Origin of the sequence: Streptomyces sp. NPDC101151 (assembly GCF_044768335.1) — a bacterium.
In the GTDB taxonomy this organism is placed as follows: Bacteria; Actinomycetota; Actinomycetes; order Streptomycetales; family Streptomycetaceae; genus Streptomyces.
Genome location: NZ_JBIWPP010000011.1, coordinates 229,626 through 242,852 on the forward strand (window position 1 = coordinate 229,626; position 13,227 = coordinate 242,852).

10 protein-coding genes are annotated in these 13,227 nt (G+C 66.9%); 8 read left to right on the top strand and 2 right to left on the bottom strand.

Translation table 11 applies throughout. The features are described from left to right. Positions 1–25 precede the first annotated feature (25 nt). Together ACIRU3_RS22600 and ACIRU3_RS22605 are read right to left on the bottom strand one after the other, a co-directional pair. A complete protein-coding gene (locus tag ACIRU3_RS22600; RefSeq protein WP_404058885.1) occupies positions 26–2,332 on the bottom strand; it encodes a hypothetical protein in 2,307 nt (768 codons plus the stop codon). A gap of 11 nt (positions 2,333–2,343) precedes the next feature. Next, the gene (locus tag ACIRU3_RS22605) at positions 2,344–2,811 is read right to left on the bottom strand and encodes a hypothetical protein (RefSeq protein WP_404058888.1); all 468 of its coding nucleotides are present in this window, start codon (positions 2,809–2,811) and stop codon (positions 2,344–2,346) included. A 444-nt stretch (positions 2,812–3,255) separates the two neighbouring features. On the opposite strand from ACIRU3_RS22605, the gene ACIRU3_RS22610 reads away from it, so the two are divergent. The 8 genes from ACIRU3_RS22610 (at position 3,256) to ACIRU3_RS22645 (ending at position 13,162) form a co-directional block, all read left to right on the top strand. Continuing rightward, positions 3,256–3,687 carry a hypothetical protein gene (locus ACIRU3_RS22610; RefSeq protein ID WP_404058891.1) on the top strand — a complete coding sequence of 144 codons (432 nt, stop codon included), beginning with the start codon at positions 3,256–3,258 and terminating at the stop codon, positions 3,685–3,687. A gap of 2 nt (positions 3,688–3,689) precedes the next feature. Beyond that, complete coding sequence (locus tag ACIRU3_RS22615; protein WP_404058946.1) at positions 3,690–5,474, top strand: hypothetical protein; 1,785 nt, start codon at positions 3,690–3,692, stop codon at positions 5,472–5,474. A 90-nt stretch (positions 5,475–5,564) separates the two neighbouring features. Then, positions 5,565–6,797 carry a S8 family serine peptidase gene (locus tag ACIRU3_RS22620; protein ID WP_404058894.1) on the top strand — a complete coding sequence of 411 codons (1,233 nt, stop codon included), beginning with the start codon at positions 5,565–5,567 and terminating at the stop codon, positions 6,795–6,797. Between the two features lie 143 nt (positions 6,798–6,940). After that, positions 6,941–7,288 carry a WXG100 family type VII secretion target gene (locus ACIRU3_RS22625; protein ID WP_404058896.1) on the top strand — a complete coding sequence of 116 codons (348 nt, stop codon included), beginning with the start codon at positions 6,941–6,943 and terminating at the stop codon, positions 7,286–7,288. Positions 7,289–7,369: 81 nt separating this feature from the next. Continuing rightward, the gene (locus tag ACIRU3_RS22630; RefSeq protein WP_404058899.1) at positions 7,370–7,669 is read left to right on the top strand and encodes a WXG100 family type VII secretion target; all 300 of its coding nucleotides are present in this window, start codon (positions 7,370–7,372) and stop codon (positions 7,667–7,669) included. A gap of 154 nt (positions 7,670–7,823) precedes the next feature. Beyond that, positions 7,824–8,810 carry a serine/threonine protein kinase gene (locus ACIRU3_RS22635; RefSeq protein ID WP_404058902.1) on the top strand — a complete coding sequence of 329 codons (987 nt, stop codon included), beginning with the start codon at positions 7,824–7,826 and terminating at the stop codon, positions 8,808–8,810. An 11-nt stretch (positions 8,811–8,821) separates the two neighbouring features. Next, the gene (locus ACIRU3_RS22640; protein WP_404058904.1) at positions 8,822–11,032 is read left to right on the top strand and encodes a protein kinase; all 2,211 of its coding nucleotides are present in this window, start codon (positions 8,822–8,824) and stop codon (positions 11,030–11,032) included. A 39-nt stretch (positions 11,033–11,071) separates the two neighbouring features. Beyond that, a complete protein-coding gene (locus ACIRU3_RS22645; RefSeq protein WP_404058906.1) occupies positions 11,072–13,162 on the top strand; it encodes a PQQ-binding-like beta-propeller repeat protein in 2,091 nt (696 codons plus the stop codon). Positions 13,163–13,227: the final 65 nt, after the last annotated feature.

Consider the following 13,227-nt stretch of genomic DNA (forward strand, 5'->3'; position numbering starts at 1 on the left):
AGAGCACCGGTCAGGCTGATTCGTCTCATGAGGCGTCTCCGGAGCTCTCCATCTTGGCGCCCGTGGTGTGACCGTCCTCTGCTCCGTTCGCTGCGGAGTCCTGGAGGTCCTGCACAGTGCTCCAGTTGAAGGTGCCGTTCCGTGCGGCGGCCTCGACGGCGGATCGTGCGGAGTCCATGACGGCTTCGCGCCCCTGCAGATAGGTGCGGGTCGCAGCCCCTTCGGCCTGGTCCGAAGTATCCCTTTCGATGCTCTTCATGATGCTTTCCTGGATGTCCTCGGAAGCCCAGCCGATGGGGGCACCCAGAATGGGCACACGTTCCGCGGCCTTGTCGACTCCCATGCCGAGGAGACGGTCCACCCACTTCTGCTTCTCGGCGGCGGCGTCGTTGAACTCCTGGTCGGAAGCGGAGTGATAGTCGAGTACGGCGTCGGCTCGGGACTCGCTCATGATGCCGGCGATGATCCCGCCGGGCCGGGTGGCGTTGCGCAGCTGCTCCGACGTCGGGACGGTGGAGTCGCTGTGCCCCGTCATGACGTCGTTGACGACGTCGGCCGTGTAGGCCTGCTGGGCACTGGTGATGGCCGCATATGCGTGTGGATCCTGGCCGACCTCGGCGAGGAATCGTTCGGCACTGGTCGGATCGAGGTGCGCGGGCACGCCGAAGGTCGTGAAGCGATCGTTGTGCGTACCGGCGAGGGTCGTCTGGAAGTCGCCCATGTATTCGGCCGTGATGTCACCGAGGCTCTCACGCATGGCGTAAAGGGGGCCCGAGCCTCCCTCGAGGTCCCCGTTCTCGTTGCGCCGGATCAGGCCGGGGTTCTCGCCGAACTTGTTGACGATCTCGCTGGCGAGATTGGACCTCGCTTCCGAGTGCCGCACCGCGTCTCCGGAGCCGTCGCTGTCGTACGGACGCCCGGTGGTCGCCGCTTCAAGCGCGTGCCCCAGCGCTTGCGGACCGACGTTCCGAGCGGCCTCCAACCTGTCGTCGTCACCGTAGAGGTAGGCGTTGTTCGAGTCGGCATTCCATTGGAACTCTTTGTCCGTTAAGAGGTCGAGATACGACTTGAAGTCCACCTTGCCCTTGATCTTCACCGTGCCGTCTTCGTTGTAGACGGTAGGCGCACGGGTAAAGAACTTCTCCGAAGCCTCCGGGCTGTGCCCCAGAGCCTCGAGGACGCTGTTGAGAGGGTCCTCGCCCGACCCGAGCTTGCCCGAGGGGTTGAAGCCGTACTTCTCGCCCTCGGCGATGCGGACGTGGGTCAGGAGCTTGCCCGGGTCCTGCTCGTGGAGCTGTGTGATGTGTTCGGCAATGGGGTTGATGAAACTCGGATCATAGTTCCCGTACCGTAGGATTCCGCCAAGAATCTGGTAGCCGTACGGCTTCTTCATCATGCCCTGCTGCCACTCGATCTGCTGAGTGCCGAGCCGACGGAAATTCGCCCCCCAGCTCGCGGGCAGGTGGTACTTCTTGTCCACGCCCCTGGGCGCGTCCGGCTCGGTGGCGTTGGCCAGGGTGTACCCCATGTTCTTCTGGAGCTCCCGAACGGCGTCGAGCCGGACTTTGCCGGCATCCTTCTCGGTGCCGTCAGTGGCCATCTGACCGTAGAACTCCAGAGCCTTTTCCGGCCCTCCGAGCCCCTCGTAGAACTCGGTCGCGAACTCACCGTCCTTCTCACGCCCGTTGAACTTCATGATCCGGTTGAGCTCGGCCAACTCCTGGTCGGCCATCTTGTCGCCCTTCTTGGCGAGTTCAACCGCTCGCTCGGCTTGGGCGTCGTTGAGTGACTCGTAGGTGCGGTGTCCCGCATTGTTGGGATCTTCGCCGTGGGCGCGGGTGAGGGCCAGTTTCACCGACTGATCGATGTCGTTTGCCCGGCCCAGCTTCGCGGTGATCTGGTCGGCATAATGCTGCGCTTCCTCCTGCGCACCGTCCTTCGGCGGCTCGCCGGGACCGACGTATTCGACGACGGTCACGGTGGCGTCACCGTTGTCGGTGATCACGTAGCGCTTCTTCTCGGCCTCCGCGACGAGCGTCCTGGCGCCGCTCTGCAGCTCGGCCAGTTCCTGGTGGGCGTCGTCCAGGACCTGGAAAATGCTGTTCGCCTCGGTGTGGAGATCCGAGATCTCCTTCGTCGTCTTGGTGATGAACTCACGCGTCACCGTCGCGTTGACACCAGCCCATTGCGCGGAGTCCGACTTTGCTTGCATTCCCTTACGGGCGTTCTCCGCCTGTGTCTTGAGAGTGTCGACCACCTTTTTCCAGTCAGAGACTGCGGTACCGAGCTTGTTGAGGTCGACCTCAACGAGGTCCGTGTACGTGAGAGCCACGGGACCTTCTCCTACTTGAAGTACTCGTTGAGCTGCGACACCGACATGGCCGAGCCATCACGGCCCTTGATGACAGCCGCAATGTGCGAGTCGTCCTGAGAGTGGAGTTTCTTGCTGTAGTCCAGGTGGTTGGAGATGTGTGCGCAGGCCTGCAGCGCGGACTTGAGGTGTGAAGTCCACATTTCGACAGTCGACTCGAGGGCGCTGCCCGTCGCGAACCCGTGCGACTTGAGCGTGGCTGCGGCCTGCATCGTCGAGCCGTCGCTTCCCTGGCCGTCCCCTGCCGCAGCGATATCGGCCCCTGTGTGGAGTCCGTCGTACAGGACGAAGGCCTCATGGCCGACGGCGCCCAGGTCGTCCTGATGCGCGACAAGGTCTCCGCCGCCGCCCCCGCCGTCCGCCGGCAGTTGATTGAGGCGCATGTCTGTCGAACGCTCTGCGGCCTCGGACTTGAGCTGTTCCCACTCGTCCCATGCCATCTGCAGGACCCTTCCACGTGACCGTGCTCGGCTGCATGCTGTTCCCGTCGATCTCCGAGTCTCCGAGAGAGCCTGCAGCACGCTAGCAAGCCGGGTCCCGTGCAAGGGAGTTGGAATGGATCGGCAACCAGCTACGTGTGGAAGTTTAATGAAGATCGTAAACGGTGAAGCGTCGGAAGCGTCCGACCATGGGAACGATCGGTTGACGCCGAGGGGAGCGCGGCGGGGAAGCCGCATGCTGGACTGCAGCAAACGGGCGAATCGGGCATAGTGCGGCGTCTGGTTCGGTGTCGTAACCGAGTTAACACACAGCCCGGTTGGACCCGTTGTACAGGTTGACTACAGTGGTAAAAGCGTTGTGAGACGCGGCTCGCTTTGCGATCGTACGGCGAGTGGTCAGGCCGCCTCGGACACGAGGCGTACGGGGAAACGGGGAGGAGCGTCGTGCTTCCGGCAGACATGGTGGGGGGCGTGTCGGCGGCGAACCTGAAGGCCAGCGGTGACGCGCTGAAGACGTTCGTGAGCCGGGTGGACGGGGTCCTGCGGGACCTTGAGGGGTCGGCGGGCAGTCCGACGCGGGTCGGGGAGCAGGCGGTCCGTCAGGGGTCGCTGTCCAGCGGGGCTGGATCCTTCCAGGAGGCCAAAGAGCTGTACGGGACGTTCAACGCCGTCCATCAGAGGCTCACCACCCTCTCCAGGACCTTGCACCTGCAGATCGAGGCGATCGGCATCGCGGTTCTGGGGGCGAAGGGCACCTTCGACAACCTCGAAGAAGACCAGCGGCGTCGGTTCTGGGAGATCCAAGCGGAGATCGGGCAACTCCAGGACTCGACAGGTGCCAAGCGTGCCGGCGATAACACCAAAATGGTGGGGTGACGATGACCGACAATCACAAGGCGGACCTGGATCGGGCCTCCTCTCAGAACGGCTTCACGGACCTCGCCCGAGGTGTTGCGGAGCACCCACATCAGGGTGGCTTCTTCGGCAACTTCATAGACAGCACCATTCGCGGGGTCGCCCAGGGCACCCCGTACTCGAAGGCCATGGTCAGCCGTACGGAATTCGACGGCTATGACCTCAACGCGATGCTCGACCTGGTCGAGCAGACGGATCCGGAGGACCTGGAGTCCTCCGGCCGATCTCTCTGGGATGCACGGGATGCCATCAAGACGGCAGCTGACGAGCTCAAGGGTCAGTTCGAAACGGTCCCATGGGACGGCAAGGCGGGCGATGACTTCCGTAAGTGGGGTGTTGGGCTCGTCACGAGCACGTACGGCCTGAGTACCTTCGCGGGCGGGGCGGGCGACCAGATCACCGCTGCCGCCGTGGGCCTTGCTTCCGTGCGTGGTGCCATGCCTGCGCGTGACACGGAATCGAGCCGGAAGAGGCCCGAACACTTCACGGCGGCTGAGAAGGCGACGAACAAAGAAGGCTACGCCGCTGCCGTAAAGGTCGAGAAGGATCGCCAAGAGGCGATCAACCAGATGAACCGGTTGGCGTCGTACTACGCGGTGTCGAGGGAACAGCTGCAGGTCTTGCACGACGATCCGCCCAAGTTCGACGACCTGCCCAATGTGGGGGTGCCCAAGCCCACCGCATATGCCCATGATCCTGGCTCCGGCGGGTCCGCCTCCGAAGGCTCCAAGGGAACGGTCTCGACAGCGGTCGGGGGCCATCACTCGACGGTCGAGCCGGCGCGTCACGTAGGTGTGCCCGAAACAAGTGTCACACCGACGCCCACGCAGCACATCCCCGACAAGATCCCGCATCCCGACCAGCCTGTCGGCACGCATATCGACACCACCGGCACGCTGCCTCCGCCCACGACCACGCCTACGACCGGTCACACACCGCCGGTCGTAGGTGCACCTCCCACAAGTGGCGGCCAGCCCCCTGTGTTTGATGGCCCCTTCGGGACTCCGATTCCCAAGGGCCCGTCTGGACGGAACTTGAGCGGAGGAGGCGGCTTCCGTACCCCGCCGTCCGCCCAGGGGCGTGCGGGTACGGCTGGTTTGAACAACCCGGGATCCGGACGTACCACGAGTCAAGGACCCATGAACCAGATGGGACGCGCGACGTCGACTGGCCAGTCGGCTGTCAAGGGCACCGCTTCCGGATCTAAGGCGTCCCCGATGGGCCGAGCGATCACCGGCGGAACGCCGCAGGCCAACCGCACGGGCGCTCCACGAGCGAACACTGGGCCTACGACCGGGGCTGGTCGTTCCAACGGAGTAGTCGGGGGGCGACCCACGACGGGCGGTGCTTCCGCGAAGAACGGGGCGAGGATCCCTCGCGGCACGGTTGTCGGTGGCGAGGAGGCGGCCAACTCCCGAGCCACAACTGGCCGGCTGGGTCAGCGTGGCGTCTTCGGAGCGCCTGAGTCCAAGGCAAGGGCGGGTTCGGCCGCGGCCGGTTCCCGTGCCGGAGCGGGAACACCCGAGGGTGTCACGGGCCGGCCGGCCGCGCGCAACTCTGCGGCAGGGGCGGAGCGCAATGGCATGACCCGTGGAGGTGCCGGACTCGTGCGCGGCGCCGGCCGCAACGGGAAGCCCGGCGACGAGAGCAGGTCGGAAGGATCGCCACGGCCCGACTACCTGGTCGAAGACGAAGAGACACACCTGCCTGACAAGCCCCGGCGCGATGTGCCGCCGGTGGTCAACTAAGCACGAGCGAGGACATTCAACGTCATGAAGTCAGGGACCAGCCGACGAGTCGAGCAGGCTGAGCTCCGCAGGGCGCGCTGCGGAAGACGAGTGCGCGCGGTGGGTGCGGTTGTCGGCGCCCTGGCCGCTGTGACCGTAAGCATGGCCCCGGGTGCCGCCGCGGCCGACGAACAGTCGAAGCAGTGGTACTTGGGCACCATGAAGGCCGAGCAGATGTGGAAGGCGAGCACCGGGAAGGGCGTCAAGGTTGCGGTAATCGACACCGGGGTGAATCCCGATACTCCTTCGCTGAAGGGGCAAGTCCTGACTGGTGAAGTCCCCAAGGCGGTTGCTTACCGTGCTACAGATGACTATGCCGGCCACGGAACGAGCATGGCCGAACTGATCGCTGGTACGGGAGCAGGCGGTGGTCTCAAGGGACTGGCGCCGGGAGCGAAGATCGTTCCTTATCGCGTGGAGCTCGAGGGGCTGAAGGGGACGGAAGAGAAGGAGAAGACCCCGGAAGCCTGGGAAGCACTCAGGGCGGCTGCCGACACTGACGCAAAGATCATCAGCATGTCCTTCGGAGGTATGACTACCGACGAGGACAAGGCTGCGATCAAGTACGCAGCCTCGAAGGGCAAGCTGCTGATCGCTGCAGTCGGCAACAACGCAGGTAAAGGGAAGAGCGGCTACATCGATTATCCCGCCGCCTACCCCTATGTGATCGGAGTCGCGGCGGCCGATAAATCTCTGACCGTGTCGGAGTTCTCATCGTCCGGAAACTACGTCGACCTCGCGGCGCCTGGTGAGGGTTTTCCTGGTTGGTGTGACGCCACTTTCCGTTCGTATTGCGACAACCGTAACGGCACGAGCCCGGCTGCCGCGCTCACGTCAGCCGCCGCCGCCCTGGTCTGGTCCGCACATCCGAACTGGACGGTGAACCAGGTTGTGCGGTCCCTGATCGACACTGCCGGCCGCAAGTGGGCAAAGAACAACCCGAGCAAGTACGCCGGCTATGGGTTGGTTCGTCCTCGCCTGGTCCTGGAGAATCCCAACTACAACGCCGGCCCGGCCGACGTCGACCCGCTGGCCAAGGACAACGGCGGGGACCTGTTGGCCAAATCCGGATCGTCCCCTTCTCCCTCACCTTCCGCCTCTGCATCAGCCACGTCACAGGCCAAGGAAAAGGCTTCCACCGGCGGAACCTCCGCGTCAGGATCAAGCGCGGAGTCGTCGAGTGACAGCAGCAACACACTCTGGATCGCGCTGGGTGCCGTCGCTGCAGTCGCCGTGATCGGCGGCGGTGGCGTGGCCATCGCGCGGGCGCGACGCGCAAGGTGACTCCCTCAGGGGTCAACAGCCGTAGCAGCCCTCTGCTGTTCGGATAGTGCGGGCACTGCGCGTTCACCGCTGCAGAGCGACAAGCGCAGCGGTGAGCCGAAACCATCAGATCAACAACGGACACACGAAAGGCAAGGCTGATCATGGCCGACAAGCAGAAGCTTGAAGATGCAGCAGTAATCCACCTGCAGAAGCAGATGTCCGAGAAGTACGACGGCATCGCGAAGCGCGTGCACGGACTGCAGGGCGTGATCGACGGCCTTGAGGGTCAGTGGCAGGGTATCGGTCGCGCTGCGTTCGACAAGAAGCAGTACGAGATCAACGAGTCTCTCAAGAACATCGGCAAGATCCTCGGTGACGTCATCGAGGCGATGACCGCGACGCGCAACATCAAGGACAGCAAGGAAGACGAGGTGCGCGCCTCCGTCAACAAGATTGACATCAACGACGGCGCTCCCACGGTTCACTCGTCTTCCCTGAGCTCCTACTGAGTCGAGCGGCACTCAGGGCATCTGCCGGGTAATGGCCGGCGCACCCACCAGGCACACACCAGCGAGACGAGGTAAACAGGCATGGCCAACAACAATGATGGGCTGTCCGTCACTTATGACGGGCTCGACGTCGCGGCAACCAAGATCGGTAACGAGGCGAGCCAGCTCGAGCAGGACCTCCAGGAGCTCCGCGGAATGGTCGTGAAGAGCCTGCAGTACTGGGAGGGCCAGGCCCAGGGCACCTTCCACGAGAAGCTGCACCGCTGGGACAAGGAAGCGAAGGACATCCACCAGGCCCTGACCGGTATCGGCCATGTCGTCGCCCAGTCCGGCGGTACGTACATGGAGGGTGACAAGAAGGCGGCCAGCTACTTCCAGTAGAACTGGGCTCGCAGAGGCAACTCCAGGGTGGGCGCGCGCGGGAGGCGCCCACCCTGTCGTTGGTCCGCAGCCAGATCGAGTCGGCCGTCCGATTCCGGTCCCAGCTGACTGGTCGGGACTGTGGACGGCGCACAGACAAGGACTGGGAAATCACGTGCACGCGACCACCGCCGGAACCGGCGAAGCGCAGCCAGGCGTCTCGGCCTCCCGGCGGATCGGCCCCTACGTCCTGATCACCGCGCTGGACGGCCGCCACAGCCATGTCCCGGTGCCGGAACGGCGCTATGTCGCCCGCAGCGCCGATGGTGAGCACACGGTCCTGCTCAGCGCTCCGCTCGCAGGCAGCGATCCGCAGCGGTTCATGACGGAAGCCGACGCCTCTCGTTACCTTCTCGGTCAGTTCATGATGCCCGCCGTCACCTGCGCAGCCCCTGGGGAGACCCCCTGGCACGCCCGCCCCTATCTGCCCGCACTTCCTCTTCCCACCGCACTCGCCGTGCACGACGGCCCACTGCCCGAGCGGACCGTCCGGGCCCTTGGCGCGGCTCTCGCGGAGGCTCTGGTCATCGCCCACGGACAGGGACTGACGTACGCCGGCGTGTCCCCCGCAGCCGTGCTGCTCGCCGCCGACGGACCACGTCTCACCTGCTTCGGGGCCGTACGGGCCGCGGCTGCGGACGGCACGGCCCGTTCCGGCCTGCCGGGACTGGAGCCGGGCAGCCTGCCACCCGAGCAGGCGTCCGGCGGACGGCCCCGGCCACTGGGCGATGTGTACGCGCTGGGCGCGACACTCGCCTACGCCGCCACCGGCCACACGACTCCCGAACGCGACGAGCTTCCTTCCTCACTGCGTGCGATCGTCATCCGCTGTCTGGCCCGGGACCCCGGGTCCCGGCCTCAACTGGCCGAACTGCTCGACCTGTTCGCCCCAACCGGGGGAACTGCCCCCTCGGCGCCCCATCCCGCCGGCCCGGCCATGGCCCACGTGCCGGCCGACGCCGGGTTCGCGACCAGAACCGCCGCGCTGCTCGGCCCGGGCTGGCTGCCGGGCCGCGTGATCGCCGCCCTCGCCCACCAGTCGGCCGCCGTACTCGCCGCCGACATCCCGGGCTCCACCGTGTCCACCACCGGCCAGGACTGACGATCACCCGTATGCCTACTCCGCTCACTCACGACGACCCGCAAGCGTTCGGACCGTACCGCCCGATCGTCCGCCTCGGCAGCGGCGGCATGGGCACGGTGTACCTGGCGCGCTCGGGCGCCGGACGGACCGTCGCGGTCAAGACGATGCACGCCGGCACCGCCTCGGACCCCGGTGCCCGCACCCGGTTCCGGCTGGAGGCCGATGCCGCCCGCGTCATCGGAGGGCAGCACGGCGCCCAGGTCGTGGACGCGGACACGCAGGCCGAGACACCCTGGATCGCCACCGAGTACGTCATCGGTCCGCCGCTCGACGAGGCGGTCGAACTGGCCGGGTCGCTTCCCGAGGTGACCGTGCGTGCTCTCGGAGCGGCTCTGTGCGGGGCGCTCGGTCAGCTGCACAGCACCGAAGTGGTCCACCGCGACCTCAAGCCGTCCAACATCCTGGTCACGGCCTACGGGCCGAAGGTCATCGACTTCGGCATCGCCCGAGCGATCGGCGAAGACCGACTCACCAGAGTCGGGGCGGCGGTGGGCACCCCTGCCTTCATGTCGCCTGAGCAGGCGGGTGGAGAGGAACACACCGCGGCGGGCGATGTGTTCGCGCTTGCCGGATTGCTCGTCTTCGCCGCCACCGGCCGCGCCCCGTTCGGCCACGGTCAGACCGGCGACCTTCTCTACCGGGTCCGATACGGCGATCCAGACCTGAGCGACGTACCGGCCGCCCTGGTCCCGGTTCTCGGCGAGTGCCTGGACAAGAACCCGTTCCGCCGGCCGACCACCTCGAGACTCGCCGCTCAGCTCCACGACGGATCGGGCGAGTTCGCGGAGCACCTGCCGGACGCCGTGCTTGCGGAGATCGCCCGCCGCGCCACCGAGGTCTGGCAGATCACGCCTCAGCGACTCGCCGCGCCGCCGGCCCCGTACGCGGAATCGGCGACGGCCGCGGCCGCGCCGATGCCCCGTCGCCGTCTGCTGCTGGCGGGAAGCGGAGTGGCGCTCGGCGCGGCGGCCGTCGGGGTGGGAGCCTGGGCCTGGAGCCGGGGGTCCGGGCCGGAGCCGAATCCGCCTGTGGCCGGTCCGAGCAACAGCCTGCTGCCGAAGAGGAAGCTCGACTCCATCTGGCAGAGGCAGGTCGCCGATCCGCCCTACGGCACGGTCCCGCGCGCGGAGCCAGTAGCTGTGGAAGACCTGGTTGCGGTGGTGGCCGGTCGGGGGTTGGGCGGGATCGACGCGGCTTCGGGAAGCGTCCGCTGGGCGTCGGACCAGATGGAGATTCACTGGCAGATCGCGACCGATGGCGAGCGGCTCGTTCGTATGGTGGCCCCGGAAGGGTCCGAGGGAAACGCGGGCAAGCCCGGCGGATTTCCGCTCGTCCTCGCCTCCGTCGACCTGGGCACGGGGGTGGCGGCCGAGCCCTTCGCACAGCTCACGGACTTCAACGGTGTCATCGACCAGAACCAGGTGCTGTGCACGGCCGACGGCGTCCTGTACGCGGTGGCGGGCAAGGGGAAGTTCGACGAGTACTTCCTGGCGTCCCAGTCGTGGTCCGTCTTCGCCGTCGACATCAGCACGGGTAAGAAGCTGTGGGCCGAGCCGCTGCCCTCACGACCGGACCGAACCGACCGTCTGTACTTCCTGGCGGCGCGAGTCGTCGGCCACAACCTGGTGGCACTGCAGGAGACGAACGACGGCAAGGTCCGCATCGTCGTACGGGACACGCGTACGGGTGCTGTCCGCTGGGCCAGGCCGTTCGACGGCGTCGCACCGGGCCGCGTGCAACTGCCGATGGCGACCGACGCACAGAATCTGTTTCTGGGCGCCGGCCGGTTGCGGGCTCTGCGGCTGAGTGACGGCGCTCAGGTGTGGGACTCCAGGTCCGAGCGTCCCGGGCGCACCTACGGCCCCCCGGCGGTCAAGGACGGCGTGGTGTACGCCGTCGAGAAGGGCCTCGGACTCGTCGCTTTCGACTCCGGCAGTGGGCGGGCGCAGTGGGAGGAGAAGGGCAGTGGGGGAACGGAGGCGGACACCTCCGCCGCGCCCGTGATCGGCACCGACTTCGCCTACAGCAGGCGTTCCTCGGCACTGTGGGCCGTCGATCTCTCGTCGCACACGCCCACCGCCTCGTACAAGACCACCGGAGACCGCTTCGTCGCCCACGAGAAGGCCAAGGTGACCATCGCTCTGGGTGGCAAGTTCCTCGCGGCCTTCCCCCTTGCGTGAGCGGTTGCCCGCGATGAACCGAAGAGAAGGCAGTCAGCGATGAAACCCCTGGGTGTCGGCGACCCCGTCCGCCTCGGCCCCTACCGTCTGCTCGGCGTGCTGGGGGAGGGCGGCATGGGCAAGGTGTACGTCGGCCAGGACGGCGCGGGAACCGTCGCCGCGGTGAAGGTGCTTCGCCCGGAACTCGCCCACGACTCCGGTCTGGCCCGGCGCTTCGTACGCGAGGCGATCGCCGCGCAGGCGGTGCGGAGCCCGGGCATCGCCCCAGTCCTGGGAGCCCAGACCGAGGGCGGGCGTCCCTGGATCGCCACCGAGTTCCTCACCGGGCCGACCCTCGACGAGGCAGTCGAGAAGCACGGGCCTCTCGACGCAACGGGCGTGCGAGCCCTGGCAGCGTCGATCGCAGGCACCCTGGCGGACATTCACGCGGCAGGTTTCATCCATCGCGACCTCAAGCCCCAGAACATCGTGCTGACGTCGACCGGGCCACGGGTCATCGACTTCGGCATCGCACGCCCCGAGCACGGCCTGACGCTGACCACGACCGGCCAGATCCCGGTCACGCCCGGATACGGTGCCCCCGAGCAGGTGCTGGGACGGCGGGTCACGCCCGCCGCCGACGTGTTCTCCCTGGGGGCCGTCCTCGTGCACGCGGCCACCGGCCGGCGCGCGTTCGAGGGCGGGCATGTGGCCGCCGTCCAGTACGAGGTCGTACACGGCGAGCCGCGTTGGGACGGTCTGTCCCCTGAGTTGCACGCCCTCATCGCCCCCTGCCTGGCCAAGGACGGTGCATCACGGCCCGTGCCCGGACAGATCGCCATGGCGTTCGCCCCGCCGAAGAACAGCGATCGCGTGTGGCGGCGCGGACCGGTGGCTGAGGAGATCAAGGAGCGGGAAGGGCAGGTACGTCGGCTCACCGCGCCGCCCATGACCACGATGTCGTCCGCGACCGTGACCCGGCGGCGGCTGCTGACCGGTCTCGCCGCCGGCGGGACGGTACTTGCCGCAGGAGGCGGCACGACCGGGTGGTGGTTGCTCCGGCAGAAGTCGCGCCAGGACAAGAAGGACGACCTGTTCGACTTCCCGTCCGCCGCAGCCACGCCCGAGGCGCGGCTGCTCTCTTCCGACGACGGTGACTACATCGTCGACGGGTCCCCGAAAGCGCTGTGGCGCGCCGACGTGACGGTGGGGCCCGATTCCCCCGCCCCGCTGCCCGTAAGAGACGTCGTCGTGATCGGACTCTACGGCGGTATCGGCGCCTGCAACGTCGTCGACGGAAAGCTGCGGTGGAAGGCGGAGGAGGTAGAGCCCGGCCAGTACCTGTCGCTCTCCGACCGCCTGGTCGCGGCACTGGACGTCGACGGAGTGCTGCGCACGTACGTCCCCTCCACGGGCGAACGCAAGTGGACCGCGGACGCCGACGCCGCGGCTCTCATGGCCGCGGACGACAAGGCCGTGTACGTCATGACGAAGGACCACCGGCTGCGCAGCGTCGGCCGCTCGGATGCCAGGATCCGGTGGACGGCACGGATTCCTTCGGAACACCGCGGGAAGATCTCCCCGAGAGCGGCTGTCGACAGCGGACGTCTCGTGCTCTCGACGATCGACGGCCACGTGCTGGTCGTGGCGACGAGCGACGGCCGTCGGGTGTGGGAGCTACGCAACCAGGCCAAAGAGGCCGAGATCAGTCCCGTTGCGCAGAACGGGGTCGTGTACCTCAACGGCAGGACACTGACCGCCTGCAAGATCACCGACGGCACGAAGATCTGGTCCCGCACGACCAGGGACATGTACAAGGCCCCCGCGGAATGGGGCCCGGTGAGCGTCCACGGAGACTCCGTCTACGCGGCCGGCGGGATGTTTCCCGAACGCCGCGCCACCAGCGACGGCAGCAAGACCTGGACCTCCTGGAGCGACGGCAGCAGCGACAGCCCCGTACTCGTCCAGGGCACCGGTCTGTGGATGATCGACTATTCATACAAGACCGAGGTGAACGCCGTGAACCTGGCGAACGGATATGCGGGCTGGACCTACAAACTGCCCGAGGCCGAGCGGCACGGGATCGCGGTCGACGGCAACAGGGCCTTCATCAGAAACGGCGCCCTGCTCTGCGCGCTGCCGGTCTTCTGAGCAACGCGGTTCCGGACAACGGCCAGGGATCAGGCACTCGGGGCCGTGATCGCGAAGCGACCACG